The sequence below is a fragment of the Actinoplanes sp. M2I2 genome (genome assembly GCF_023544445.1).
Classification (GTDB): Bacteria; Actinomycetota; Actinomycetes; order Mycobacteriales; family Micromonosporaceae; genus Actinoplanes.
This window is the reverse complement of record NZ_JALPVJ010000002.1, coordinates 529915-552542: the sequence shown is the minus strand read 5'-3', so window position 1 is coordinate 552542 and position 22628 is coordinate 529915. Positions and strand designations below refer to the sequence as shown.

Here is a 22628-nt window from a genome sequence, read left to right as displayed (position 1 = left end):
GAGAACTCTGAGAACTTCCCCCGCCCAGGACTTCACGGGCGTGACGCCGGCGGAGTCATCCGGCAAGGATGATGCCGGGCTCGCGGCCAGGTGCCGGGCGCGGCCTTTCACGAAGTGGTCGCCCTGGTCGGGAACGATCACGTCTGGGTCGCGGCCCGGCAGCAGAGTCGCTGCGCGCAGCAGACCGCAGCGCCGGTCGCCCCGGAACGCGACACCGCGACGTTGATCGCCCAGTTGAAGGAGCTCGGACACCTCCGCGACGTCGGTGTGCTGAGCGCGGCAGAGTTCGACGTGCAGAAGGCCCACGTTCTGCACCGCTGACGCCCACCCGGCCGCCTCCGCAGAGCTTTCCGAGAGAACTCCCAGAACGTCGGTCGCTCAGCAGCTTTATCCTCTTGGTTCAATGACGACAAGGTCTTCCACACCACGCGCCGCGATGTCGCCGTCGCTGAGCACCCGGCGTCTGAAGCTGAACGCCTTCACCGCCGACGACGCCGTCGAGCTGCACGCCCTCTTCGCCGATCCGGAGACGCACACCATCGGATCCGGACCCTTCACCGCGTTCGAGCAGACCGAGCGCTGGATCGCCGCTCGCGTGACAGCGCAACACGACCATGGCCTGTGCTGGTATGCGCTGCGCTGCTCGGAGACGGGGTTGCTGGTCGGCAACTGCGGGATGCTCAAAGGCCGGACCAGCTTCGAGGAGCCCGAGATCGGCTATCTGATCCGGGCTTCGCACCGGAGCCGCGGGTACGCCACCGAAGCCGCCACGGCGGTGCTGGAGCAATGCCAGGCTGCGGGTATACGTCGCGTGTGGGCCAGCATCCGCCCGCACAACACCGCATCACGCCACATCGCCACTCGACTGGGCATGCACGTAGACCACACGGACAACGACGGACTGCTCTTCTACGTCATCGACTTGCACCCCACTGACCTGGCCGATCAACAGGTCCGGAGAGCCTCTCAGATCGTCGGACTCAAGGTCACGGTGCGGGATCCGGGTGTGAAGTCGCCGAAGGACTGTTGCCAGGACTCACCGGGCCAGTAGTACGTCACGTGGCCGTCGACGGGCCGGTAGCGGGCTGTGTAAAGCGTTCTCGACCCCTCCTCGTCGACGGATCGGTAGAGCGGTGGCTTCAGCATCGCCGCCACGTCGTCCACACCCGCGGCGCGAATCGCGCGCAGCCGCTCCTGCGTCCGCAGGGCACGCTCCTGCTCGTCAGTCACCGGCAGGTGCTGGTGGTTGGCAGCGCAGGCATCCGGCGCAGGCGTCGGTGACATGTCCGGCCCCACGAACACCGTCACCGCCTTGGTGGGATCGACAAGGGTGAGGTTCTGGGGGACGGCGACGGGAAGAGACCGCAGCCTGCCGACCGCCTCGTCGACGGTGTCGCACGTCTCCAGCAGGTAGCGCACCAGGAGGAGAATGGAAAAGCCGCGTCCGTAGGCGGAACGTCCGCCCCAGGTGAGCGAGACCGCGAGACCGGCGTCGTTCATCCCGTCCAGCAAGCCCCACAGCATGTCCTGCATCCCGATCACGGGGCGCAGGAAATGGGAGGAGACGATGGTCCCCTCGCACAGATCGGGCCGTAGGTCATAGTTGCGCAGCAGAGTGCCGTTCCGGCCGATCTGGGTGCAGGACTGGGTGAACGGCCGCAGTGCCGCGTGGGTGAGGAAGGCTTCCGCCTCGGGCCGGTCGAGTTGGCCGGTCAGGCGGTCCAGAACCGGGACCAGTTCCGGCAGGTGCGCTCGGAACAGCGCCCCAACACGGTCCGCGCCCTGCGGAGTCCGGCCCTCCTCGGTCAGCAGGCCCTCCATCTCCGGCCACAGGGTCCGGGCGTAGGCGGCCCACCGCCCGTCACCGCCGTCGCCGACCTCGATCGACCGGAAAGTCTTGTGCTCTTGCCGCACGGCTGCCCCTCCCCCAGTGAGAATCGGTCCACTGAGGGCAACCTAGCCACTTGCCGGGTGCACGACCAGGTGGCCGCCATCGGCGACGGCCAGGCGCTTCTGCTTCCGGTTTCTGTGTCGGTGAGCTCCGGACCGGCCCTCGATGGTGGGCCGGCCGGGTTCGTTGAGCGACAAGTTGGTCGACGGCAGGGCATGATGCCACGATGTCCATCGTCGAAGTTGAGGGTCTGCGCAAGACCTACGGTGCCGTAACCGCGGTCGACGACGTCAGCTTCACCGTGGCGGAGGGCGAGGTCTTCGGCATTCTGGGCCCGAATGGCGCCGGGAAGACCACCGCGGTGGAGTGCGTGGAGGGTCTGCGGGTCCCGGACGCCGGCAGGATCCGGGTGGCCGGGTTCGACCCGATCCGCGAGCACGACGAGCTGACAAAGATCCTCGGGGTGCAGCTGCAGGCCAGCGAGCTGCAGGCCAAGCTGACGGTGCGGGAGGCGCTGGAGATGTACAGCGCTTTCTATGCCGACCCCGCCGACTGGCGACCGCTTGTGGAACGCCTGGGCCTCGAGGCGCAGCTGGGGCAGCGGTTCGGCAAGCTGTCCGGTGGGCAGAAGCAGCGGCTGTTCATCGCGGTCAGCCTGCTCGGCAATCCCAGGGTTGCTGTGTTCGACGAGCTGACCGCCGCGCTGGATCCTCGTGCGCGCCGCGAGACCTGGCAGCTGGTCCGCGACATCAACGCCTCGGGTGTCACGATCCTCCTGGTCACGCACTTCATGGAGGAGGCCCAGTACCTGTGCGACCGGGTCGCGGTCTTCGACCGGGGCAGGGTCGTGGCGCTCGACACCCCTGACGCGCTGATCAAGAATTCGGACAGCTCGGTCGTGATCTCGTTCCGGCCGTCGACGCCGCTGCCGGACGCCGGGTTGCAGTCTCTGCCTGGCGCGGTGTCGGTCACGCGAGACGGAGCGAAGGTGGTCATCAAGGGCAATGACGACACGGTCCAGGCCGTGACGTCGATGATTGTCCGCGAGCGCATTACGGCGCGGCAGTTGCGCATCGTGGACGCCACCCTGGACGACGCGTTCCTGAGCATCACCGCCGGGGCCGGGTCCGACCACTCCGCCACCGTGCAGGGGGACTTCTGACATGTCCGCGTCGACCGCAGTGTTGAAGGCCGAGACCAAGCTGTTCGCCCGGGAGCCCGGCTCGCTGTTCTGGGTGCTCGCCTTCCCCTCGCTGCTGCTGCTCGGGTTCGGTCTCATCCCGAAGTACCGGCAGATCGATCCGGGTCTGGGCGGTAACCGGATCATCGATTTCTACGTGCCGAGCGTTGTGCTCGTCGCCCTGATAACGGCGAGCCTGCTGTCCATGCCGGGCGCCCTGACCACGTACCGGGAGCGCGGCATCCTGCGTCGGATGCGCACCACTCCGGCCCGGCCGTCGCATCTGCTGGTCGCGCAGATGGTCCTGCACGCGGCGGCTGCGGTGCTCGGCGCCGTGCTCGCCATCGCCCTCGGCCGCCTTGTCTGGGGTGTCGCGTTGCCGGAGCAGATGCTCGCGTACGGGGTGAGTCTGCTGCTCGCGACGCTGGCGGGACTGGCAATGGGTGCGGTGATCACGGCTCTCGCCCGGACCGCGAAGGCCGCCCAGGCGATCGGGCTGGCGGTATTCTTTCCCTCGATGTTTGCGGCCGGCATCTACGTGCCGACCCAGGTGCTGCCGGATACCGTGCGGCAGGTCATCGAGCTGATTCCCTTCGGCGCGGCCGCGCAGGCCCTGAACCAGGCCGCGAACGGCAGTTGGCCGACGTGGACCCATCTGACCGTGCTCGCGCTGTGGACCGTCGGCCTCATGGCCATCGCCGCCCGTTGGTTCCGCTGGGAGTGATCCGCCAGGGTGCCTCGGATGCCCCCGCGCCGCGGAGCGACCGACGGCCCGGTGAAGTGCCAGGTGAGCCGCCGCACGGCCCGGGCGGCAGGCGTGGCCGCAGCCGCGCAAGCCGATGCCGCCGCGGGCGTCGACCGCCTCACCTTCGGCGGCAACATCATCGCCCGCCTCGTCTTCGGATCTTCCGGCGGATTGCGGAGCGATCAGCCGGGCTGATCACTGCTCCCGGCGGCGAAGGGCTCGATCACGGCGAGGACGGTGCCGACCGGAGCCGTCGTTCCGGCCGGGATGCTGATCTCGCGCAGGTCGCCGGAAGCGCCGGCGGGAATCTCGATGTCGGCCTTGCCGACGGAGACTGTCACGAGCGGCTCGCCGGCCTGGACTCGATCTCCGCGCTGTTTGAGCCAGCGCGTCACGGTCCCCTCGCTGATGTCGTCGCCGAACGCCGGCATGGGCACGCTGTGCGCCGTGATGAGGACAGCTGAGTCAGCGGGCGCCGGCCGAGCCAGAACCGGTTCCGATGGTTCAGCATCTCGCCGGCCGTAGCGCTTCCACAGGAGGATGGCCCCGGCCACGGCAAGAAGCACCGCCGCGGCACCCTTCCACTGCCGTTCGAATACCGGCCGCTGATCGCCGAGCGCTGCTTCGCCGGCGAGTTTCAACCAGATGAGTACGGCGATCACGACACCGGCGCGTGACAACCGGTGCGAGCTTCCGCGAGAACGAAACGCCGCTACCATGTGCTTCCTCAGCTTTCGCGGACGGCCAGGGCGATCATCAGGGACGTGACCCATTCCGGGTCGCGCAGGCGGTCGCCGTACAGCTCTCGCAGCCGGGTCATGCGGTAGCGGACGGTCTGCGGGTGGATGAACAGCTCGGCGGCCACGTCCTCGCGCCGGCCCTGGTGGCGCAGCCAGCTGCGCAGCGTCTCGGCCAGCTTGGCCGCCGACTCCTCGGGGGCGCCGGACAGCGGCTCGAGCACCCGGGCCCGCAGGTCGGCCAGTGCCTGCGGGTCGGCCGTCAGCACCAGGGCGGTCAGGTGGTCCTCGGTGTCGACGACGCCCTTGGCGGGGGCGCCGGGCGTCCGCAACGTGCGCACGGCCCGCTCGTACGAGGCCTTGACCCGCAGCCACGGCCGGGCCGGGCCGACCACCGCGTTCTGACCGCGCAGCACGCCCAGGATCGCCGCCCGCGCGCTGCCCTCGGCGTCGGGGACCAGCAGCACCGAGAAGTCCTGGGCGCCGGGGCCGGCCTCGCTCAGCTGCAGCGTGCGCCGGTCGAGCAGGTCGATCACCGTACGGGCGGCGTGCTCGGGCACCAGGACGGCGGTCAGCGTCCGCGGCGGGGACCAGTCGGCGCGCCGCGCGGCCACGTCGACCGTGTGCTCGGGCTCGCCGGCCAGCAGCGCCTGGGCCAGCTGCTCCAGGTGGCGGATCCGGGCCCGGCCGGAGGAGGCCAGCTCGTCGGCGTGCCCGGCCACGCTGGCCGCGGAGAGCTCGTCGATGTAGGCGAAGACCAGCTCGGCGAAATGGGCGACGGTCGCGGCGGGCTGCCCGGTGCTGAGGCTGATCGCGGCCAGCTCGTGCCAGGAGACGCGGGCGCCGACCCGGTACGCCGCCAGCAGCGCGTCCAGGCTGCGGCCGTTGCGGGCCTCGCCGCGGCCGAGCGCGTACGCCGCCTCGAGCGCCGGGGCCAGCGGGGATCGCGGGTCGGGGCTGTACGCTCGCGACACCAGCTCGAGGAACGTGCCGAGCGCGGCCCGGACGGCGCGCTCGATCTTCGACCCCAGCGCCCCGGCGAAGGCATCGGCGTAGGCAGGCACTTCGGCCGTGATCGCGTCGATGGTCTGCAACGCGACGTGCGGCAGCCGGTCCCGCAAGGGGGCGACCACCTCGGGGGCGAGGCGAAACGTTCTGACATCTGGCAAGGGCTCAGTCACGTCGCTTTCTCCTGTTTATCCTCCGAGACTTGTCCCCCGCGAACAAAACCCAAGGTTAGATTCACTTCGTGTGGTCAGGAATCTACCCCGGCGACGAGTGACGCTTGTTACGTGGCTGTTATACACAAAGTGCGGGCCGGAGCCTGGCGCGTCGTCGAGCTGATCACCACGCCGGTGGTGCCGGCGGACTACCTCGACGTGATCGCTCCGCTGCGCAACGCCCAGGTGCTCCGGGCCAAGATCGACGCGGTCCGTCCGGAGACCGAGAACAGCGTCTCCCTCCTGCTGCGGCCCGGTCGTGGCTGGGTGCGGCACGAGCCCGGGCAGTACGTCCGCGTCGGCGTGGACGTCGACGGTGTCCGCCTGTGGCGCTCCTACTCGATCACCAGCGCACCCGAGCGCCGCGACGGCCGGTTCACCATCACGGTCAACGCCGTCCCCGACGGCGTGGTCAGCACGCACCTCGTCCGTAACGCCCGCCGCGGCATGATCGTGCACCTCGACGCGCCCACCGGCGAGTTCCTGCTCTGCGAGCCGCGCCCGGCCAAGGCGGTCTTCATCACCGCGGGCAGCGGCATCACCCCGGTCATGGGCATGCTCCGCAGCCGGCTGCACGAGCTGACCGACGTCGTCGTCGTGCACTCGGCCGGCACCCGGGAGGCCGTCGTCTTCGGCGCCGAGCTGCGCGCCCTGGCCGCCGACGGCCGGATCCGGCTGATCGAGCGGCACACCCGTACCGACGGGCGGCTCAAGCCGGCCGACCTGGACGAGCTGGTACCCGACCTGTTCGAGCGGCGCGCGTGGGCCTGCGGACCCAACGAGATGCTCGACGACCTCGAGACGCACTGGGCCGACGGCGACGCCGGCCACCTGCTGAGCACCGAGCGCTTCCGACCGACCCTGATCAGCAGCGGGGGCGGCGGCACGGTCACGTTCACGCAATCCGGCACTGTCGTCGAGACCGACGGCTCCGAGCCGCTGCTCGACTCCGGCGAGGCGGCCGGCGTCCTCATGCCGTCCGGCTGCCGGATGGGCATCTGCTTCAGCTGCGTCCTGCCGCTGCGCGAGGGCGCCGTGCGCGACCTGCGCGACGGGCAGCTCACCGTCGCCGAGCCGGGCGACAGCATCCCCATCCAGACCTGTGTCTCCGCCGCCGCCGGCCCCTGCAAGATCGACCTTTAAGAGGAACCCCGTATGACCACCATTCAGCGCAAGGACTCCAACCCGATCGCCCACCTGACTCCCGAGCAGATCGAGCAGATCGGCGTCGAGCTCGATGCCATCCGCGACGAGGTCATGGGCAGCCGGGGAGAGAAGGACGCCGCCTACATCCGGCGGGTGATCGCGTGGCAGCGCGGGCTCGAGCTCGGCAGCCGCGGGGTGCTGCTGTTCTCGCTCTTCCCGCCGGCGTGGCTGGTCGGCACGGCCGGTCTGACGGTGGCCAAGATCCTCGAGAACATGGAGATCGGCCACAACATCATGCACGGCCAGTGGGACTGGATGCGTGACCCCAAGATCCACTCGACCAAGTGGGAGTGGGACCACGCCTCCCCGGCCGAGCAGTGGAAGCACTCGCACAACGAGTTGCACCACACGTACACGAACGTGATCGGCCGCGACAACGACCTCGGCTACGGCATCATGCGCGTCGACGAGGACCAGAAGTGGCACCCCATGCACCTGGGCCAGCCGCTCTACAACTTCGTCAACGCCTGCCTCTTCGAGTACGGGATCGCCGCGTACGACCTGGAGCTGGGCAAGAACCTGGCCACCAAGGAACGCCGCCGGGACCCGAAGTTCCGCGCCGGCCTCCGCAAGGTCCGCAACAAGATCGGCAAGCAGGTGCTCAAGGACTACGTCGTCCACCCGGCCCTGTCCGGCCCGTCGTTCCTGCACACGATCGCGGCCAATGCCACGGCCAACGTGATCCGCAACCTGTGGAGCCACTCGGTCATCATGTGCGGCCACTTCCCGAACGGTGTCGAGACGTTCGAGAAGACGTCCATCGAGGGCGAGACGCGCGGCGAGTGGTACCTGCGCCAGATGCTCGGCTCGGCCAACATCAGCGGCAGCCGGGCCATGCACCTGATGACCGGCAACCTGTCGCACCAGATCGAGCACCACCTGTTCCCGGACATGCCGAGCAACCGCTACAAGGAGATCGCCCCCAAGATCCAGGACCTCTTCCAGCGGTACGGGCTCTCGTACACCAGCGGCCCGCTGCCCAAGCAGGTCGCGTCGGCCTGGTACAAGGTCATCCGGCTGTCGCTGCCCAACCGGGGCGCGGCCGCCGTCCGCCGCCCGGTCGAGAAGAAGGCCCCCGCTGTCTCGACGCGCTGGCGCCGCGCCCAGCCCGTGACCGCGACGCCGGCGACCGAGCTGGCCGGCACCGCGACACCCTGATCCCGGGAACGCTCCGACGCCGGCGCCGGAGAGCTCAGGCGTCGGCGCAGCGCCGGCGTCTGAGAACTCAGGCGTCGGCCCAGCGCTGGTCGGCGAGCCGCGGCGAGCCCACCCCGGCCGCCCGGAGCGCCGACCAGGCCCGGCTCACCTCGGCCGGCACGTCCACGTGGGCGATGAAGCCGCGACCCGACGGCCCGTAACCCTCCGGGCCGTCGGTCAGCCGCGGGATCTCGCCCATCAGCAGCGAGAGGTACCGGTCGGGAGGCCACATGCCGGCGGGCGGCGACAGGTAGCCGAGCTCGCCGTCGACCAGCTCCAGGTGCGTCCGGTGCGCGGCGAAGTTGACGACCTCGACCTCGGGCGCCAGCAACCGGAACCCGGCATCCATCCGGCGCTGCATCGAGCCGTCCTGGATGATCAGAACCCGCTCGTGCGGGAAGCCCGCGGCGGCCAGCACGGCCAGGGAGTTGCGCACGTTGCTGCCGCAGTTGGTGGACTCGTGCTCCAGCCGGTCGACGCTCAGGTCGTACCGCTGGAGCAGGTAACGCTCGAAGAGCGCGGCCTCGCTCAGCTCACCGGCGTCGTCCCAGCCCAGGCTGCGCCGCGCGGCCTCCCGCAGCACATCGCTGGAGTGTCCCTGCCCGCCGACGATCATCGACCGCCGCGCCCGTCCGCTCGCGACGACCCGGGCGAAGACGTCCCCTCCGGCGAGAATGCTGCCGCCGAAGAGGATGGCGACGTCCACTTCCCGCGTCAGCGCGTCGGCGTCCCGCAGCGCGCAGAAGTCGACAAGCGTGTTGATGTGTTCCACGACCCCGCTCTCGATCACCCCGAGAGCTTAGTGCGACCTGACTTTCGTCAGGGGTGGGTGTGGAGGATCGGCAGATCCGTTCGCGGGCGATTGTTCCTAGCGTCTCCGGCATGAAACGTCCGCTCGTCGCCTGCGTGACCACCCTGTTGACCCTGGCCCTCGTCGCCGCCCCGGTCGGCCCGGCCCGAGCTGTGTCGACGAACGACATCGACGCCTACCTGACCGAAGCCATGGCCGCGACGGGTCTGCCGGGGATGTCCGCGGTCGTGACCCACCGGGGGGAAGTGCTCCACACGGCCGGGCTCGGGCACGACTCGACGGGAGCGCCGATCACGCCGGACACCCCGATGCGGGTCGCCTCGGTCAGCAAGTCGTTCACCGCCATGGCCGTCATGACGCTGGTCGACGCCGGCCGGATCGCCCTGGACGAGCCGGTTTCCCGGCAGCTTCCCGAGTTCGCGCCGGCCGACGCGCGGGCGGACCGCATCACGGTGCGGCACCTGCTCAACCAGACCTCCGGCCTGTCCGACCGGACCGTCGACATCGGCGCGGCGGAGTCGGCGCCGACCCTGGCCGGCTATGTGGCCTCCCTGCGCACCGGCCGGCTGGCCGCGGAACCGGGCACGCGGTGGTTCTACTGCAACGCGAACTACGAGGTGGCCGCCCGGCTGGTCGAAGTGGCCGGCGGGATGGGCTTCGGCGACTACCTGCGGCAGCGTGTCCTCGGGCCGCTCGGCATGACCGGCAGCGCCGCCGGCGACCGGGAGGTCCGGCCCGCCCGGGGGTACAACTCGCTGTTCGGGGCCTGGGTGCCGCGGCGGGAACGGCATATGGCCGCCGGTGGCGCCGGCGGAGCCGGTGGGGTGGTGAGCACCGCGGCCGACCTGGGCCGGTGGCTGATCAGCCAGACCGGCCACGGCCCGCAGCTCGTCACCTCGCGCAGCCTCACGACCATGCACAGCCCCTCGGCGGTCGGCGACTACGGCATGGGCTGGGGGCCGGACACCGTGAGCGGCGCCGAACTGCTGGTCCACTCGGGCAACCTGTTCACCTACAACGCCGTGGAAGCGATCGATCCGGCGAGCGGATACGGGTTCGCCGTCCTGACCAACGGCGCGGGCCTCTACGACGAGACGTACGAGATCCTGACCGGCCTGGTCGCGCTGACCCGGGGGCAGACCCCGGCGGCGCCGGGGAGCCGGCGGCAGCTGATCGAAATCGCGTTGGCCGTGGTCGCGCTGGTCGCGGTGGGCCTGGGGGTGCTCGGTGTGCTGCGGTCGCGCCGCTGGGCGGGTCGGCGGGCCGGGCGGCCGGCGTGGCGGATCGGATTGCGCCTGGCGCCGGTGCTGCTGCCGGTGGCGCTGTTCGCGGTGTACCCGCAGCTGATCTCGTTCCTCACGAACGGCCGGACGGTCACGTGGGCCCAGCTGACCTACTTCGCCGCGCCGCTCACGGTCGCCTTCGCCGCGGTGGCCGTGGCCGCCCTGGCCACCGCGGGAATGCGGCTGATCAGGCTGCGGTCGAACATCGTGGCCCCGGCCGGAACGCCGTGAGGGCCGACGGCCGTCGAGCATGGACATCCGCCCCGCGCGGAAGGGGCTTGCCGGCCCTTCCTACCGTGTCAGCGTGACGGGGGATCTGTTCGACGCGACATCGATGTACGACGAGGACTACCTGCACTTCTTCGCCGGCGGGAGCGGCGGCGGGGACGGTGGCGGCGCGCCGACGCACGGGCCGGTGGTGGGCACGGCCTACCCCGGGGTGGACGCCGCGGCCGACCTGGTGTGGCGGCTGCTCGGGCTGGAGCCGGGGATGGCGGTGCTCGATCTGGCCTGCGGGCACGGGGCTCTGGCCACCACCCTGGCGGCCCGCGGGTGTGCGGTCACCGGGCTCGATTCGTCGGCGGTCTTCCTCGACCGGGCCCGCGCCGACGCGGCGGCGGCCGGGGTGGCCGTCGACTACGTGGCCGGGGACATGCGCGAGCTGCCCGCGTGGACGGGACGGTTCGATCGGGTAATCAACTGGACGACGGCGTTCGGGTACTTCGACGACGACGTCAACCGGGGTGTGCTGGCCGGGATCGGGCGCGTGCTGCGGCCGGGCGGGCGGATGGCCATGGATCTCGACAACCAGGTCAAGTTCCTCAGCGGGTACACGCCGTCGCGCGTCACCGCGGCTCGCGACAACGGCGACATGCTCGTCGACCGGCACCGCCTCGACCCGCTGACCGGGCGCTTCGAGGTCGAACGGACGGTGGTCCGCGACGGGCGGGCCCGGCGGCTCACCTTCCTCAAGCGGCTGTTCGGCTTCCCGGAGCTGCGTGACTGGTGCGCCGCGGCGGGCTTCACCGCCGTTTCCGCGTACGGCGAGGACGGGCGACCGCTGAGCGCGGTTCATCACCGCATGGTTGTCGTCGCGCAGCGCTGACGTGGCGAGGCGGAGCTCGGGGAAGCCGTTCCGCGGCATTGAGACATAGGAATTCAACTATGCGATAGATCACAGCGGGCTTCCGACGCGTTCCGGGACACCGTGATCTCTCCGCCCGTGATACCTACTCATTCACGGCTCTGGATCGGAGCCGGCGAATGTGAACGGGGAGATCCATGAACCTTCCGCGGGCCCGACGACGGGCAGCGACGATCCTGGCGGCCATGGTCGCCGTCACGGCGACAGCCGGTGCCGCGCACGCGGTCAACGGCCCGGCGGTCACCGACCCCGCCCTCGCCTTCTCGGTGCAGCTCAAGCTGGGCGACTCGGTCAAGGGGTGCTCCGGCGTCCTGGTCAACCGCTGGTGGGTCGCCACCGCGAAGTCCTGCTTCGGCGCGACGGTGACCGCGGGCGCTCCCCCACTGGCCACCACGGCCACCATCGGGCGCCTCGACCTGAACAGCAGCGGCGGGCACGTGCGTACGGTCGACAAGATCGTGCCGCACCCCGAGCGCGACGTCGTGCTGGCCCGCCTGGCCGAACCCGCCCTGGGCGCCACCGCCGTGAAGATCGGCACCACCCCGCCCGCCACGGGCGACGCGCTGGTCGCCGCCGGTTACGGCCGCACCGCCGACAGGTGGGTGCCCGACGCGTTGCACGCCGGCGACTTCACGGTCACCGCGGTCGGCGCGGCCACCCTCGACCTCACCGCCGTGGGCGACGCCACCATCTGCAAGGGCGACGCCGGCGGCCCGGTGCTGCGGCGCACCTCGGCCGGCTACGAGCTGGTCGGCCTGCACCACACCTCGTACCAGGGCGGCTGCCTGAGCGTGACCGAGACCCGCCGCGACGCGGTCGAGACCCGCGTCGACGACCTGGCCGCCTGGTTCACGGCGAACACCCCGATTCCGAACTCGCTTCAGGTGTCGGTAACCGACACCCGCATCGGCGTGCTGCGCGGCGACTACGGCACCCAGTTCAAGGAGGGCGGCCTCAGCGCGAAGTGGAACCCGCTGCTGGCCGACGCCAAGGACATCGTGGTCGCGGCCGACCGCATCGGTGTGCTCACCCAGGACGGCGCCGCCTGGGTCAAGGAGGGCCCGACCACCGCGACCTTCGTGCGCGTGCAGGTCAACGTCAAGCAGCTCGCCCTCAGCGGCAACCGCATCGGCGTGGTGACCAACGACGGCGTCGCCTCGGTCAAGGAAGGTGGCCTGTCCGCCAACTGGATCCCCGAACACACCGGCGTGCAGCAGGTCGCCGTCACCGACACCCGCGTCGGGGTGCTCACCACCGCCGGCGTGGCGAAGGTCAAGGAGGGCGGGCTCAGCGCCCAGTGGATCCCCGAGCAGAGCGGGGTCAAGCAGATCGCCCTCTCCGGCAACCGGATCGGCGTGGTGCTGACCAACGGCGCCGCGGACGTCAAGGAGGGCGGGCTCAGCGCCGGCTGGTCGCCCCAGGCCACCGCGGGCGTCGCGTCGCTGGTCCTCAACGACGACCGGGTCGGCCTGCTCACCACGGCCAAGGTGGCGCAGGTCCGCGAGGGCAAGCTGGACAGTCCTCTCATCAACGAGCAGTGGAACGTGCGGCACCTGTCGGTCAGCGGCAGCCGCGTCGGTGTGGTGCTGGTCGACGGCTCGGCCGAGGTCAAGCAGGGCGGCCTGAGCGCGCCGTGGACCCCGGTCTGGTGAAGCAACGGGCGCCTCGGGTGTGAAGCACGGGTAGGCGGGGCCGCGCCGCGGCCCCGCCCTCGGCCTCACGCTGAGGCGTCGAGGACCACTTCGTACTGAAAGACCTTGCCGTCGGAGTCGGTCCGGCGGAAACCGGCGTGCTCGAGGGTCCGTTGTGAGGCGATGTTGCCGGCGGTCGTGTCGGCGAACACCCGGGACACACCGTGCTCGGCCGCCAGGCGCAGCAGGGCGATGAGCGCCTCGGCCGCGTAGCCGTGACCACGGGCCGACGGGACCAGGCCGTAACCGACCTCGACACCGCCATCGGCCGGCTGCCCCTTGAAGCCGATGCCGCCGATCGCCTTCCCGTCGGCGGCCCGGGTGATCCGGTAGTGCCCGAAGGGTCGCTGGTCGCCGTGCACCGCCGTGGTCGTGAGGAACGCCGAGACGCCGAGGATGTCGCCGTCGAAGGGGAAGTCCTCGGCCCACTCGTCCCCGGCGGCGGCCCGCCGCCCGGCGATGCGTTCGCCCTCGGCCGGGTCGATCGGGTGCAGGCACAGCCGTGGCGTTCGCAGGTCGGTCACGGGCACCAGCGAAGCAGCCCCCGAAACTCCGTGCAACCTGTTTCGCCGAGCCCGGAGTCCGAAATACTTCGGCCGGGGGGAACCGATCGGCGTGCTCGATCCGATGATGGGGTGTGACCGAGAAGGCCGAGGAGGCTCCCACCGACGGCGCGCTGCTGGCCGCCGCGGCCGAGCAGGACCGTGGCGCCTTCGCGGAGCTGTACGAGCGGTACGCCCCGTGGCTCGTGGCCAAGCTGCGTTATCGCAGCCAGGACCAGGCGCTGATCGATGACGTGGTACAGGAGACGTTCCTGTCGGTGTGGCGGGGCAAGGCCCGTTACAGCGAGCGCGCGGACGGCGACGTCGCCGGCTGGCTGTGGCGGGTCGCGTCGCGTCGGCTGGTCGACGCGATCCGCGGGGAGTCGTCGCTGCACCGGCTGCGGACCAAGCTGAGCCGGGCGCTGACCGGTGACGAGTCGTCCGCCGAGGACCAGGTTCTGCTGGACGTCGGGCACGGCCGGCTGGGCCATGCCCTCGAACAGCTGTCGCCCGAGTTACGCGCGGTCATGCAGGCCACCGTCCTCGACGGACTGAGCGTCCGGGAGGCCGCGACCGTGCTCGGCATACCGGCCGGAACGGTGAAGACGCGAGCGATGCGGGCCCGCAAACAGTTGCGCCGGGACCTGGCCTGGCCGTGACCACAACGCTGAGACGGGAGGTCGGATGAGCACCGAATGGCACGCCACGCAGGACGAGATTCTCCGGTACGTACGGCAGGAGCTGCCGTTTCCGCAGGTGTGGTCCGTGGACGCCCATCTGGGATCGTGCGCCCGGTGCCGGGCCGTGCTGGCCGGCGCGACGGATGCGGCGCCGGCCCGGCGGGGGTGGGAGCGGCTGGAGGACGAGCTCCACGCCCCGCAGCCGGGCCGGGTCGAGCGGGCGCTGGGCCGGGCCGGGATGAGCGAGCACACGGCTCGGCTGCTCATGGCCACCCGTACGCTGTCCCGGCCCTGGCTCCTGAGCGCGGCGGTCATGCTGTTGCTGACCGTGCTGGTCGCGCAGGCGTCCGAGTCGTCGTCCATGCCGCTGCTGTTCCTGGCCGTCGCGCCGCTGCTTCCCCTGCTCGGCGTAGCGTTCTCCTTCGGCCCGGGCGTCGATCCGACGTACGAGCTCACGCTGGTCGCCCCGATCAGCACCTTCCGGCTGCTCCTGCTGCGGACGGCGGCCGTCACGGCGACGACGACCGCCCTCAGCCTGGTGGCCACTGTCGCGGTGCCGGGCGCGGGTCTGGTGGCGATCGGCTGGTTGCTGCCGTCCCTGGCCCTGATCACGCTCAGCCTCGTGCTCATGTCGCGCCTGGACTCGGTCGTGGCGGCGGCCGTGCCGGCCCTGCTGTGGGTCGGCGTGCTGGTCTTCTCGGCCGCGCTGCCCGGAGACGCCCCGGTGCCGTTCACGACCATCGGCCAGATCGTCACCGCGGCCGCCGCGGTGGCCGCCGGCCTGTCGCTCTCCCTGATTCGCGGGCGGTTCGAGTCTCACCGCCCCTCGTCGTTCACACCCCACGTCACGACCCGGAGGCTCTCATGACCGAACCGACTGTCGTCGCCACACATCTGACGCTGAACTACCGGAAGACCCCGGCTCTCGCCGATGTGTCGTTCGCCGTGGGCCGGGGCATCGTCGGGCTGCTCGGACCGAACGGCGCCGGCAAGAGCACCCTGCTCCGGATCATCGCCACGGCGACCTCCTCGTACGGTGGAGACCTGCGCATGCTGGGCCGTGACCCGCGCAACGCGCAGGACCGGCTGGAGATTCGCCGCCGCCTCGGCTATCTGCCGCAGGAGCCCGGCTTCCACCCGCGGTTCACCGCGTTCGAGTTCATCGACTACGTGGCCATCCTCAAGGAGATGACCGACCGGGTCCGGCGGCACGCCGAGGTACGCCGGGTCCTCACCGCGGTCGGGCTGGCCGACCAGCAGGGCAAGCGGATCAAGGCGCTGTCCGGCGGCATGCGCCAGCGGGTCGCTCTGGCGGCGTCGTTGCTGGGCGATCCGGAGATCCTGATCCTGGACGAGCCCACCGTCGGTCTCGATCCGGAGCAGCGACTGCGCTTCCGGGAGCTGATCGCCGACCTGGGCGAGAACCGCACGGTGGTGCTGTCCACCCACCAGACCGAGGACGTCGCGATGCTCTGCCAGAGCGTTGTGGTGCTGCACCAGGGCCAGATCCACTTCGAGGGATCGTCGCCGCAGCTCGCGGCGCTGGCCGACGGCCGGGTGTGGAGCGACTCGGTCAAGGATCCGCGGGCGGTGGCCGCGTGGCGCAGCGCCGACGGGTCCTACCGCAACCTGGGCATGCCACCGGACGGCGCGCCGACGCTTCCGCCCACCATCGAGGACGGCTACCTGATGCTCGTGCAACCCACGGCCGGCGCGGCGGTGGCGGCATGACCACGGTGCTCGGCGAACGGGCTCCGGCGTCCCCGCCGAACGCCCGGCCCTCCGGACCGGTGACCGCGATCCTGGCCCTGGCCAAGGTGGAGGGGGGCCGGCTGCTGCGGCACCCGGCCGTCCTGGTGGCTTTCGCGCTCTCCGTGAGCTGGGCGGTGTACGGCCTTCGCGGGACCGGTCATCCGGTCCTTCAGCACACGGTCCGCGACACCCAGCTGGGCATGCTCGCCGTCGCCGCCGGCGCGATCCTGGCCGCTCATCTGGCCGCTTCCCGGCCCTACCGGGACGGTACCGACGAGTTGTTCGACGTGCTGCTCATGCCGGCCTGGCAGCGCACCGTGGCGTTGCTGGCCGCCACCGTGCCGCTCGCCCTGGTCAGCGCCGTCCTGGTGGCGGCCCACGTCGCCGTCTACGCCGGCCGGTCGGCGGCGGTGGGAGTGATCGACGTCGGCGACGTCCTCACCGGGCCGGTGGTCGTGCTGTTCGGCGCGGTCGCCGGTGTCCTGCTGGGCCGTTGCACCCGCGCGGTCGTGGCCGGCCCGCTCCTGCTGGTCGGTCTGGCCGCGCTGACCCTGTACGCGTCGTTCTCGAACTCGCCGCTGCGGTGGCTGGCCCCGGTGGTGCTGCGGGACGAGCAGTACCCGCTGCCGGGTGACCTGATCGGCCGCCCGGCCGGGTGGCACCTGCTCTATCTGATCCTGCTGACGGCCGCCCTGGCGGCCGGGGCCCTGGCCGTACGCCGAACCGGGCGCGACGGGGTGCGGCCCGCGCTGGTCGCCGGGGTGGCCATGGTCGGCGCCCTGGCCCTGCTCATCCCCCAGGCCGCCGCACCCGGCGAGCGGGTCGAGCAGCGACGGCAGGAGGCCATGGAGCGCCCGGCCGCGTCGCAGGAGTGCCGGTCGCTCGACGCCGTCACGTACTGCGCCTTCCCCGACTTCACCGGCCTCGTCCCGGGCTGGGCCGAGCTGCTCGAGGCCGTCCGGGAGCCGGTGCCCGGTCCCGCGCGCTCGCAGATCACGGCGGTACGGCAACGCGTCAACACGAATGCGACGGACCTCGGGGGTCTGATCGGCTCGGCCGGGGCCGATCCGGTGCCGGCCGAGTCCTGGAAGGCCGACGACACCCGCGCCGGGACTCCCGACACCGTGCCGGTCGGCACCGGCTGGGGCGACGGTCAGGCCGAGCTCGACTTCGCGGCGGCGGTGGCCTACCGGATCGTGACCGGCGGCCAGGTGACCGCGGCGCCGCCGGAACCGCTGTGCGGCGGCCGGGCCGTCGTCATCCTCTGGCTCGCGGCCCAGGCCACCGCGCAGACCAGGGACGGGTTCGACTACCGGCTGGCCCACAGCACCGGCGGCCTCCTGTCCACTCCCGTCCCCGGTTTCGACGCGCAGATGTTCGTCGAGTACCGCGAGACGTCCGTCGTCCGGGAGTTGCTGGCCCAGCCGGTCGCGGCGACCCGGCAGCGGGTCACCCAGGCGTGGACGCAGCTGATCGACCCGGGCACCACCACCGAGCAGGCCGCGCGGACGCTCGGCGTGCCGGCCGGACGGGCCGACGAGCAGGGGCAGTGCCGATGAGGGCGCGGATTCCCTGGCGAGCGATGCCGGGCCCGACCGCCCGCGCGTTGCCGTGGGGTCCGCTGACGGCCTGCCTCGTGGCCGGTCTGCTGATCATGATGGTCCCGGCCGCGGCGACCGCCGGGCTGGGTGTCGACAACATCGTGAACCTGGCCCGGATCGTGATGCTCGCGGGTGCCCTCGGGGTGGCCTTCCTGCTGGACGATCCGGCCGCGTCCACCACCGCTGTGCTGCCGGTCCCGCGCCTCGCCCGCATCGCGGTGCGCGGGCTCCTGGCCGTGCCGGTGCTGGCCGGGTGGTGGGCGCTGACGCTGGCCGCGGCCCACCTGGCCGTCGCCGCGGAGGTCCGGCCGGCCGTACCCGCTCTCACGCTGACGGTCGAGGCGGCCGCTCTGGTCTGTGTGGCGTTCGCGCTGGCCGGCATCCGCCGGGGCGGGGCCGCCGGCACGGTCGGCGGCATCGTGGCCGCACCCCTGACACTCGTGCTGGTCCTGCTGCTGCAGTTCCTTCCGGACGGCTGGTCGCTCTTCGTCGGCGCCGGCGACCCGCGCTGGCGGGAAGCCCACGTGATCTGGAGTGTGCTGGCCGGGTCGGCCCTGCTGGCCAGTGGTCTCCTGGCCCACGAGCCCACCTCCCGCCGGGCCACGACGAGGCCGGCACCACAACCGGTGGGCGCCGGCGTTCGCCGGTAGACCCGACGAAGACGAGCCAGGTCCCCGGCGGCTGCCGGGGACCTGGCTCGTGAGGACTGCCGGTCAGCAGGACTGCAGACCGTCGAAACGGCCCGGGTAGTTCCAGCTGTAGTTGCGGGCCCCGCCGGACGCGATCGTGTAGCACGAGAAATCGGTCGCGTTGGCCAGAACTACCTTGACCCGCTGGCTCGAGCCGCAGCCGTTGCGGACGGTCAGGTAATCCCTCGTGCCGCTGTCGTTGAGGCTGGTGGTGACGCAGCTCGGGACGGCGGCCTGTGCGGACGTGGCCGTGGCGATCCCTACTCCGGCGGTCACCATCACGGAGGCGCCCAGGACGGCGGCGACACGCTTGATCGTCATGTTGTTTCCCTTCGGCAAATGAATGTGCTTGTAGTCTCCCGACCGCCGGACCAGGCGTCATTGGTCGTCTGCGCCATCGTCTACGAATTGAGCGACGTAAATATTTTCAGGACCATGAAAAAAACAGGCCCCGGATCCCGTGGGGTTCGGGATCCGGGGCCTGGCTCGTCTTCCTCGGGCGGGCGACTGTCAGCAGGCGTCCAAGCGGTCGAATCGGCCCGGATAGCCCCAATAGAGGATGACCGTGGTGCGGGCCGGAATGGTGCGGCAGGCGAGGTCGGTCGCGTAGTCGAGGACGACCTTGACCCGTTGTGGAGTGCTGCAGTTGTTGATGATCCGCAGGTAGTCCACGGTGCCGGAGGCGTCCAGGGTGGTGGTGACGCAGCTCGGCGGCGGGGCGGCCAGCGCCGGCGCGGCGGTGGCGACCCCCAGACCGGCGGTCACCATCGCGGTCGCCCCGACTGCGGCGGCGATACGGCGAGTTCTCATTTGACTCTCCCTCCGTCAATGACTGATAAACGGAGTATTCACCGCCGCGGCCGGGGCGTCATCAGCCTTTAGCGCCACCGTATTGGAGATTCGCGACCGTGCCGGGAACAAACCCTGTCCCCGGTTCACCGCCGGCACCCATCCGTTCGCGGTATTGCTGGGGACTCATGTGGTACGCCGACCGGAAAACCTTGCTGAAATAGGCGGCGTCGCGAAATCCCCACCGCGCCGCAGTGGCATAGATCGGTCGGTTCCGCAGCGCCGGATCGGCCAGGTCGCGGCCGCAGCGCTCGAGCCGCTGGACGCGGATCCAGGCCGCGACACTCACGCCCTGAGTCCGGAACAACCGGTGCAGCGACCGGACGGACATGCTGTGGGCCGAGGCGATCGTGTCCGGCGACAGGTCCGGATCGGTCAGATGCCGCTGCACGAAGCCCTGGACGCGGAGGAAGACCGCGGCGGCCTCGTCCGAGCCGGCCGCGTCGACGGTCGACTCGATCGCGTTGGAGACGACCGCATTGATCAGATCCAGAAGCATCCTCTCGAGCCGCGCACTGTCGAGCGGAGTGAGACTCGACCCCTCCTCCACCATCCGCTGGGCCGTTTGCACCAGTACCGAGCCGAGCCCCCGGTCGCCCGCGATGCGGCGCACCATGAGCCGCTGGACCAATTCCGGCGGAGTGGTCAGCTTGCGGCGCGGGAATCGGACCACGAGATAGGCACACCCGCGCCCGGACCGGTGACCGACGCTGTCGAGATACCGGAAGTCGCCGACCCGGAACGGCGCGGCGCCGTCACACAGGGCCAGGTCTCCCTGACCGACAAGCGTCGAGCGGTCACCCTGACGAAGGAGCAGACGGCCGTCGACGGCACAGGTCAGCAGATAGCCAGGATTGTCCGGGCGCCCGCCGGCCGCCGGCCGCTCGTCCTCGCAGAGACCTCCGCTTCCCCGCAGAACTGTCACCGACCCGAGCGTCGCCCATCGCGTCGGCCTGAACTCCTCGGCGGCGTGCGGCCACCCCGTCACCCCATGGGCTCCCTGGATGAAATCCCTTTCGTAACGTCCGAGATTCTTGTCGGCCTGGCCGTCCATGCTCCCCCGTTGTGCGGGCACAGCAGCGTCGGCGCACACCTCGCCTGAGGTCGGTCCCCCGTGCGGAACGTGGCCGGAGCCCGGTCGTGCCCACGTCGTCGTCGAACGACACCCGCTGGTCACATCGATCGAAATCATCCACATGAGCCGATGGGTGCCGCTCCTGCAGTCTATGCGGACGCTCGCCGCCATTCTGTCCTGCATCATCGCCCGGGGACCGGGGCCCGCCCCGTCGCCGGCGCCGGTCCCGAGCTCATCGGGTCAGCAGGAGGCCAGACCGTCGAAGCGCCCCGGGTAGTTCCAGCTGTACGTGCGGTACCCCCCGGACGGGATGGTGTAGCAGGCGAAGTCGGTCAGGTTGGCCAGGAGCACCTTGACCCGCTGGCTGCTGCCGCAACGGTTGTTGACGGTCAGACGATCGGTGTAGCCGCTGTCGTTCAGCGTTGTGGTGACGCAGGTCGGCACCGCGGCCTGCGCGGCCGTGCCGGTGGCGATGCCGAGGCCCGCGGTCACCATCACACTGGCGCCCACGACTGCTGCTACGCGTCGAGTGTTCACAAGCTATCCCTCCGTAGTGGACACCTAGCAGTCTCGGCGCGACATAGGTGAACGTCGTTGGAGGTTCGCGCCAGCGCGTGCGAATACAGCGCCATCTCGGTGGGAGCGCGACCAGCAGCGGAAGACAGCGCCAACACGTTTGGTAATCAGAGAGCCGCAGAACCGCGGTCGCCGATCGCTCATGCAGACATTACTGAAAGTCACAATCCACGGCCGCGCCGGATCGTCGACCACCTGCATCAAAAGCCCGCATTGTGCCGACTTTCGACGTCTTACTCCCTGAGTGAGATGTCTGAGTTAGTCCATTTGGTCATAGTGTCACGGGCGATCCGGTCAGCAGCCTTGTATCACGCTCCGTAGCTTCGTATTGTCCTAATACGTCCGGCACCGCGGTTCCCGCCTGACGGTGGACATCACGCAAGGTGACAAGGTGGAGGTGGCTGATGTTCGGAGCACACGGCGGGTTGATCCTCGTCGCCGGCTACGCGCTTCTGCTGTCCTGGCCGCTGTCGACGGTCGCGCTGGTGACCATCGCCGTCCGCTACGTGGCGTCGCGCCGGCACGAGCTGGTCGCCAAGGCGCTGGCCAACGGCGACGGCACCCCCGAGCACTTCTGGATCATCGTGCCGGCGCTCAACGAGGAGGTCGTGGTCGGCAACACCGTCCGGGCCGCGCTCGCGCTGAGCGGACCGGGCCACACGCTGGCCCGGGTCCTGGTCGTCGACGACGGCTCGGACGACGGCACCCCGGACGTGCTGGCCGCGATCGACCACCCCCGGCTGCACGTGATGCGCCGGGAGCTGCCCGAGGCGCGCCAGGGCAAGGGCGAGGCGCTCAACGCGGCGTACCGCTACATCGCCGAGCAGACCGCGCTGGCCGGCGTCAGCCCGGACAAGGTCGTCCTGGGCATCATCGACGGCGACGGCCAGGGCAGCCACAACATCCTGCTCGAGGTGTCGCGGATGCTGCGCGACACGGCGATCGGGGCGGTGCAGGTGCAGGTCCGCATCCGCAACCGCGACAAGCTGCTCGGCGCGGTGCAGGACCTGGAGTTCGCCACCATCGTCAACGCCTGCCAGAGCCTGCGCGACCGGCTCGACACCGTCGGTCTCGGCGGCAACGGCCAGTTCACCCGGCTCTCGGCCCTGCTCGTCCTCGGCGACGCGCCGTGGTCGGCCTGCCTGGTCGAGGACCTCGAGCTGGGCCTGCGCATGCACCTGTCCGGCGTCGGCATCCGCTACACCGCCCGGGCCTCGGTGACCCAGCAGGCCGTGGTCGACGTCCGCCGGCTGACCCGGCAGCGCACCCGCTGGGCCCAGGGCAACCTGCAGTGCGCCCGCTACCTGCGGTCGCTGGTCACCTCGAAGCGGATCGGCCGCACGTCGCTCGCCGAGGTGCTGCACTACCTGTTCTCGCCGTGGATCAACGCGCTGGTCACGGTCTTCCTGGCCGGCCTGGTGGCGGTGTCCACGATCGGCCTGATCGCCGGGCACCCGATCTCGGTCTTCTCGAGCTGGTCGGAGCTGGCCGACAGCGCCGCCGTCTGGCTCGGCGTCACCTGGTTCCCCGGCTTCGTCTGGGCGCTGGTGCACCGCTACCGGCTCCGCGACGAGACGCTCCCCCGGCTCCTGCTCGCCGCCCTCGCGTACCCGGCGTTCCTGCTCCTCGGGCTGGTCGCCACCTACCGGGCCATCGGCCGCCAGGCCACCGGCCGGCAGGCCTGGGCCAAGACCGAACGCCTGGCCGAAGCACCGCTCCCCACGTCCGCTCTCGCGCTCGCCGCCTAGCCCCACCTCCC

General features: G+C 70.9%; 25 protein-coding genes. 16 read left to right on the top strand and 9 right to left on the bottom strand.

What is annotated here, in order from left to right; all coding sequences use genetic code 11:
• The first annotated feature begins 114 nt into the window (after window positions 1–114).
• Together HJC40_RS06395 and HJC40_RS06390 are read left to right on the top strand one after the other, a co-directional pair.
• The gene (locus tag HJC40_RS06395; RefSeq protein ID WP_249999003.1) at window positions 115–321 is read left to right on the top strand and encodes a hypothetical protein; all 207 of its coding nucleotides are present in this window, start codon (window positions 115–117) and stop codon (window positions 319–321) included.
• A 115-nt stretch (window positions 322–436) separates the two neighbouring features.
• Window positions 437–1051, top strand: coding sequence for a GNAT family N-acetyltransferase (locus HJC40_RS06390; protein ID WP_249999001.1), 615 nt, complete (start codon window positions 437–439; stop codon window positions 1049–1051).
• On the opposite strand, the gene HJC40_RS06385 is transcribed toward HJC40_RS06390, so the two are convergent.
• Window positions 967–1914 (bottom strand): C45 family peptidase, encoded by a 948-nt coding sequence (locus HJC40_RS06385; RefSeq protein WP_249998999.1) that lies wholly within the window; start codon window positions 1912–1914, stop codon window positions 967–969. The two genes, HJC40_RS06390 and HJC40_RS06385, sit on opposite strands and share 85 nt — an antisense overlap.
• Before the next feature lie 203 nt (window positions 1915–2117).
• Here HJC40_RS06385 and HJC40_RS06380 point away from each other — a divergent pair, with 203 nt between their 5' ends.
• From HJC40_RS06380 to HJC40_RS06370, 3 genes are read left to right on the top strand one after another with little or no spacing between them, the layout of a single operon-like run.
• The gene (locus HJC40_RS06380; RefSeq protein WP_249998997.1) at window positions 2118–3053 is read left to right on the top strand and encodes an ABC transporter ATP-binding protein; all 936 of its coding nucleotides are present in this window, start codon (window positions 2118–2120) and stop codon (window positions 3051–3053) included.
• Between the two features lies 1 nt (window position 3054).
• Window positions 3055–3795, top strand: coding sequence for an ABC transporter permease (locus HJC40_RS06375; protein WP_249998995.1), 741 nt, complete (start codon window positions 3055–3057; stop codon window positions 3793–3795).
• Window positions 3796–3813: 18 nt separating this feature from the next.
• Window positions 3814–4011, top strand: coding sequence for a hypothetical protein (locus HJC40_RS06370; protein ID WP_249998993.1), 198 nt, complete (start codon window positions 3814–3816; stop codon window positions 4009–4011).
• Here the strand turns inward: HJC40_RS06370 and HJC40_RS46065 are convergent.
• A complete protein-coding gene (locus HJC40_RS46065; RefSeq protein WP_249998991.1) occupies window positions 3999–4478 on the bottom strand; it encodes a lipoyl domain-containing protein in 480 nt (159 codons plus the stop codon). The two genes, HJC40_RS06370 and HJC40_RS46065, sit on opposite strands and share 13 nt — an antisense overlap.
• A gap of 65 nt (window positions 4479–4543) precedes the next feature.
• Window positions 4544–5734, bottom strand: coding sequence for a PucR family transcriptional regulator (locus HJC40_RS06360; protein WP_249998988.1), 1191 nt, complete (start codon window positions 5732–5734; stop codon window positions 4544–4546).
• Between the two features lie 120 nt (window positions 5735–5854).
• Here HJC40_RS06360 and HJC40_RS06355 point away from each other — a divergent pair, with 120 nt between their 5' ends.
• Together HJC40_RS06355 and HJC40_RS06350 are read left to right on the top strand one after the other, a co-directional pair.
• Entirely contained in the window at window positions 5855–6916 is a 1062-nt protein-coding gene (locus HJC40_RS06355) for a ferredoxin reductase (protein ID WP_374271225.1), read from the top strand.
• Between the two features lie 12 nt (window positions 6917–6928).
• A complete protein-coding gene (locus HJC40_RS06350; protein ID WP_249998982.1) occupies window positions 6929–8137 on the top strand; it encodes an acyl-CoA desaturase in 1209 nt (402 codons plus the stop codon).
• Window positions 8138–8204: 67 nt separating this feature from the next.
• On the opposite strand, the gene HJC40_RS06345 is transcribed toward HJC40_RS06350, so the two are convergent.
• Window positions 8205–8966 (bottom strand): YdcF family protein, encoded by a 762-nt coding sequence (locus HJC40_RS06345; protein ID WP_249998980.1) that lies wholly within the window; start codon window positions 8964–8966, stop codon window positions 8205–8207.
• A 92-nt stretch (window positions 8967–9058) separates the two neighbouring features.
• Between HJC40_RS06345 and HJC40_RS06340 the strand changes: the two genes are divergently transcribed.
• The 3 genes from HJC40_RS06340 to HJC40_RS06330 all read left to right on the top strand — a co-directional run bounded on the left by HJC40_RS06340 (window position 9059) and on the right by HJC40_RS06330 (window position 13066).
• The gene (locus HJC40_RS06340) at window positions 9059–10501 is read left to right on the top strand and encodes a serine hydrolase (protein ID WP_249998978.1); all 1443 of its coding nucleotides are present in this window, start codon (window positions 9059–9061) and stop codon (window positions 10499–10501) included.
• A gap of 73 nt (window positions 10502–10574) precedes the next feature.
• On the top strand, window positions 10575–11375 hold the full coding sequence (locus tag HJC40_RS06335; RefSeq protein ID WP_249998976.1) for a class I SAM-dependent methyltransferase: 801 nt from the start codon (window positions 10575–10577) through the stop codon (window positions 11373–11375).
• A 224-nt stretch (window positions 11376–11599) separates the two neighbouring features.
• Window positions 11600–13066, top strand: a complete 1467-nt coding sequence (locus tag HJC40_RS06330) for a trypsin-like serine protease (RefSeq protein ID WP_249998973.1) — start codon at window positions 11600–11602, stop codon at window positions 13064–13066.
• A 65-nt stretch (window positions 13067–13131) separates the two neighbouring features.
• On the opposite strand, the gene HJC40_RS06325 is transcribed toward HJC40_RS06330, so the two are convergent.
• Complete coding sequence (locus HJC40_RS06325) at window positions 13132–13629, bottom strand: GNAT family N-acetyltransferase (RefSeq protein ID WP_249998970.1); 498 nt, start codon at window positions 13627–13629, stop codon at window positions 13132–13134.
• Window positions 13630–13742: 113 nt separating this feature from the next.
• Here HJC40_RS06325 and HJC40_RS06320 point away from each other — a divergent pair, with 113 nt between their 5' ends.
• Genes HJC40_RS06320 through HJC40_RS06300 form a run of 5 tightly spaced genes read left to right on the top strand, consistent with a single transcriptional unit; the run spans window position 13743 to window position 18330 of the window.
• A complete protein-coding gene (locus HJC40_RS06320) occupies window positions 13743–14306 on the top strand; it encodes an RNA polymerase sigma factor (RefSeq protein ID WP_374271147.1) in 564 nt (187 codons plus the stop codon).
• Between the two features lie 25 nt (window positions 14307–14331).
• Entirely contained in the window at window positions 14332–15195 is an 864-nt protein-coding gene (locus HJC40_RS06315; protein ID WP_249998968.1) for a hypothetical protein, read from the top strand.
• A complete protein-coding gene (locus HJC40_RS06310; RefSeq protein ID WP_249998966.1) occupies window positions 15192–16058 on the top strand; it encodes an ABC transporter ATP-binding protein in 867 nt (288 codons plus the stop codon). The genes HJC40_RS06315 and HJC40_RS06310 overlap by 4 nt, the downstream gene beginning before the upstream one ends.
• The gene (locus tag HJC40_RS06305) at window positions 16055–17638 is read left to right on the top strand and encodes a hypothetical protein (RefSeq protein WP_249998963.1); all 1584 of its coding nucleotides are present in this window, start codon (window positions 16055–16057) and stop codon (window positions 17636–17638) included. Before HJC40_RS06310 ends, HJC40_RS06305 begins: the two co-directional genes overlap by 4 nt.
• Window positions 17639–17661: 23 nt before the next feature.
• On the top strand, window positions 17662–18330 hold the full coding sequence (locus HJC40_RS06300; RefSeq protein WP_249998961.1) for a hypothetical protein: 669 nt from the start codon (window positions 17662–17664) through the stop codon (window positions 18328–18330).
• Window positions 18331–18393: 63 nt separating this feature from the next.
• Here the strand turns inward: HJC40_RS06300 and HJC40_RS06295 are convergent, their stop codons facing one another.
• The 4 genes from HJC40_RS06295 to HJC40_RS06280 all read right to left on the bottom strand — a co-directional run bounded on the left by HJC40_RS06295 (window position 18394) and on the right by HJC40_RS06280 (window position 20803).
• On the bottom strand, window positions 18394–18690 hold the full coding sequence (locus HJC40_RS06295) for a hypothetical protein (protein WP_249998958.1): 297 nt from the start codon (window positions 18688–18690) through the stop codon (window positions 18394–18396).
• A gap of 189 nt (window positions 18691–18879) precedes the next feature.
• Window positions 18880–19179: a hypothetical protein gene (locus tag HJC40_RS06290; RefSeq protein ID WP_249998956.1), complete on the bottom strand. Its 300-nt coding sequence runs from the start codon at window positions 19177–19179 to the stop codon at window positions 18880–18882.
• 61 nt (window positions 19180–19240) lie between these two features.
• Entirely contained in the window at window positions 19241–20272 is a 1032-nt protein-coding gene (locus HJC40_RS06285) for a helix-turn-helix domain-containing protein (protein WP_249998954.1), read from the bottom strand.
• A 261-nt stretch (window positions 20273–20533) separates the two neighbouring features.
• Window positions 20534–20803 (bottom strand): hypothetical protein, encoded by a 270-nt coding sequence (locus HJC40_RS06280; protein ID WP_249998952.1) that lies wholly within the window; start codon window positions 20801–20803, stop codon window positions 20534–20536.
• 470 nt (window positions 20804–21273) lie between these two features.
• Here HJC40_RS06280 and HJC40_RS06275 point away from each other — a divergent pair, with 470 nt between their 5' ends.
• Window positions 21274–22617, top strand: coding sequence for a glycosyltransferase (locus tag HJC40_RS06275; RefSeq protein ID WP_249998950.1), 1344 nt, complete (start codon window positions 21274–21276; stop codon window positions 22615–22617).
• The last annotated feature ends 11 nt before the right edge of the window (window positions 22618–22628 follow it).

Coding starts and splice junctions, on each gene's coding strand:
- HJC40_RS06390 (WP_249999001.1), top strand. CDS start 437: ATGTCGCCGTCGCTGAGCACCCGGCGTCTGAAGCTGAACGCCTTCACC.
- HJC40_RS06380 (WP_249998997.1), top strand. CDS start 2,118: ATGTCCATCGTCGAAGTTGAGGGTCTGCGCAAGACCTACGGTGCCGTA.
- HJC40_RS06375 (WP_249998995.1), top strand. CDS start 3,055: ATGTCCGCGTCGACCGCAGTGTTGAAGGCCGAGACCAAGCTGTTCGCC.
- HJC40_RS06370 (WP_249998993.1), top strand. CDS start 3,814: ATGCCCCCGCGCCGCGGAGCGACCGACGGCCCGGTGAAGTGCCAGGTG.
- HJC40_RS06350 (WP_249998982.1), top strand. CDS start 6,929: ATGACCACCATTCAGCGCAAGGACTCCAACCCGATCGCCCACCTGACT.
- HJC40_RS06340 (WP_249998978.1), top strand. CDS start 9,059: ATGAAACGTCCGCTCGTCGCCTGCGTGACCACCCTGTTGACCCTGGCC.
- HJC40_RS06330 (WP_249998973.1), top strand. CDS start 11,600: ATGGTCGCCGTCACGGCGACAGCCGGTGCCGCGCACGCGGTCAACGGC.
- HJC40_RS06315 (WP_249998968.1), top strand. CDS start 14,332: ATGAGCACCGAATGGCACGCCACGCAGGACGAGATTCTCCGGTACGTA.
- HJC40_RS06310 (WP_249998966.1), top strand. CDS start 15,192: ATGACCGAACCGACTGTCGTCGCCACACATCTGACGCTGAACTACCGG.
- HJC40_RS06305 (WP_249998963.1), top strand. CDS start 16,055: ATGACCACGGTGCTCGGCGAACGGGCTCCGGCGTCCCCGCCGAACGCC.
- HJC40_RS06300 (WP_249998961.1), top strand. CDS start 17,662: ATGCCGGGCCCGACCGCCCGCGCGTTGCCGTGGGGTCCGCTGACGGCC.
- HJC40_RS06295 (WP_249998958.1), bottom strand. CDS start 18,690: ATGACGATCAAGCGTGTCGCCGCCGTCCTGGGCGCCTCCGTGATGGTG.
- HJC40_RS06290 (WP_249998956.1), bottom strand. CDS start 19,179: ATGAGAACTCGCCGTATCGCCGCCGCAGTCGGGGCGACCGCGATGGTG.
- HJC40_RS06285 (WP_249998954.1), bottom strand. CDS start 20,272: ATGGACGGCCAGGCCGACAAGAATCTCGGACGTTACGAAAGGGATTTC.
- HJC40_RS06275 (WP_249998950.1), top strand. CDS start 21,274: ATGTTCGGAGCACACGGCGGGTTGATCCTCGTCGCCGGCTACGCGCTT.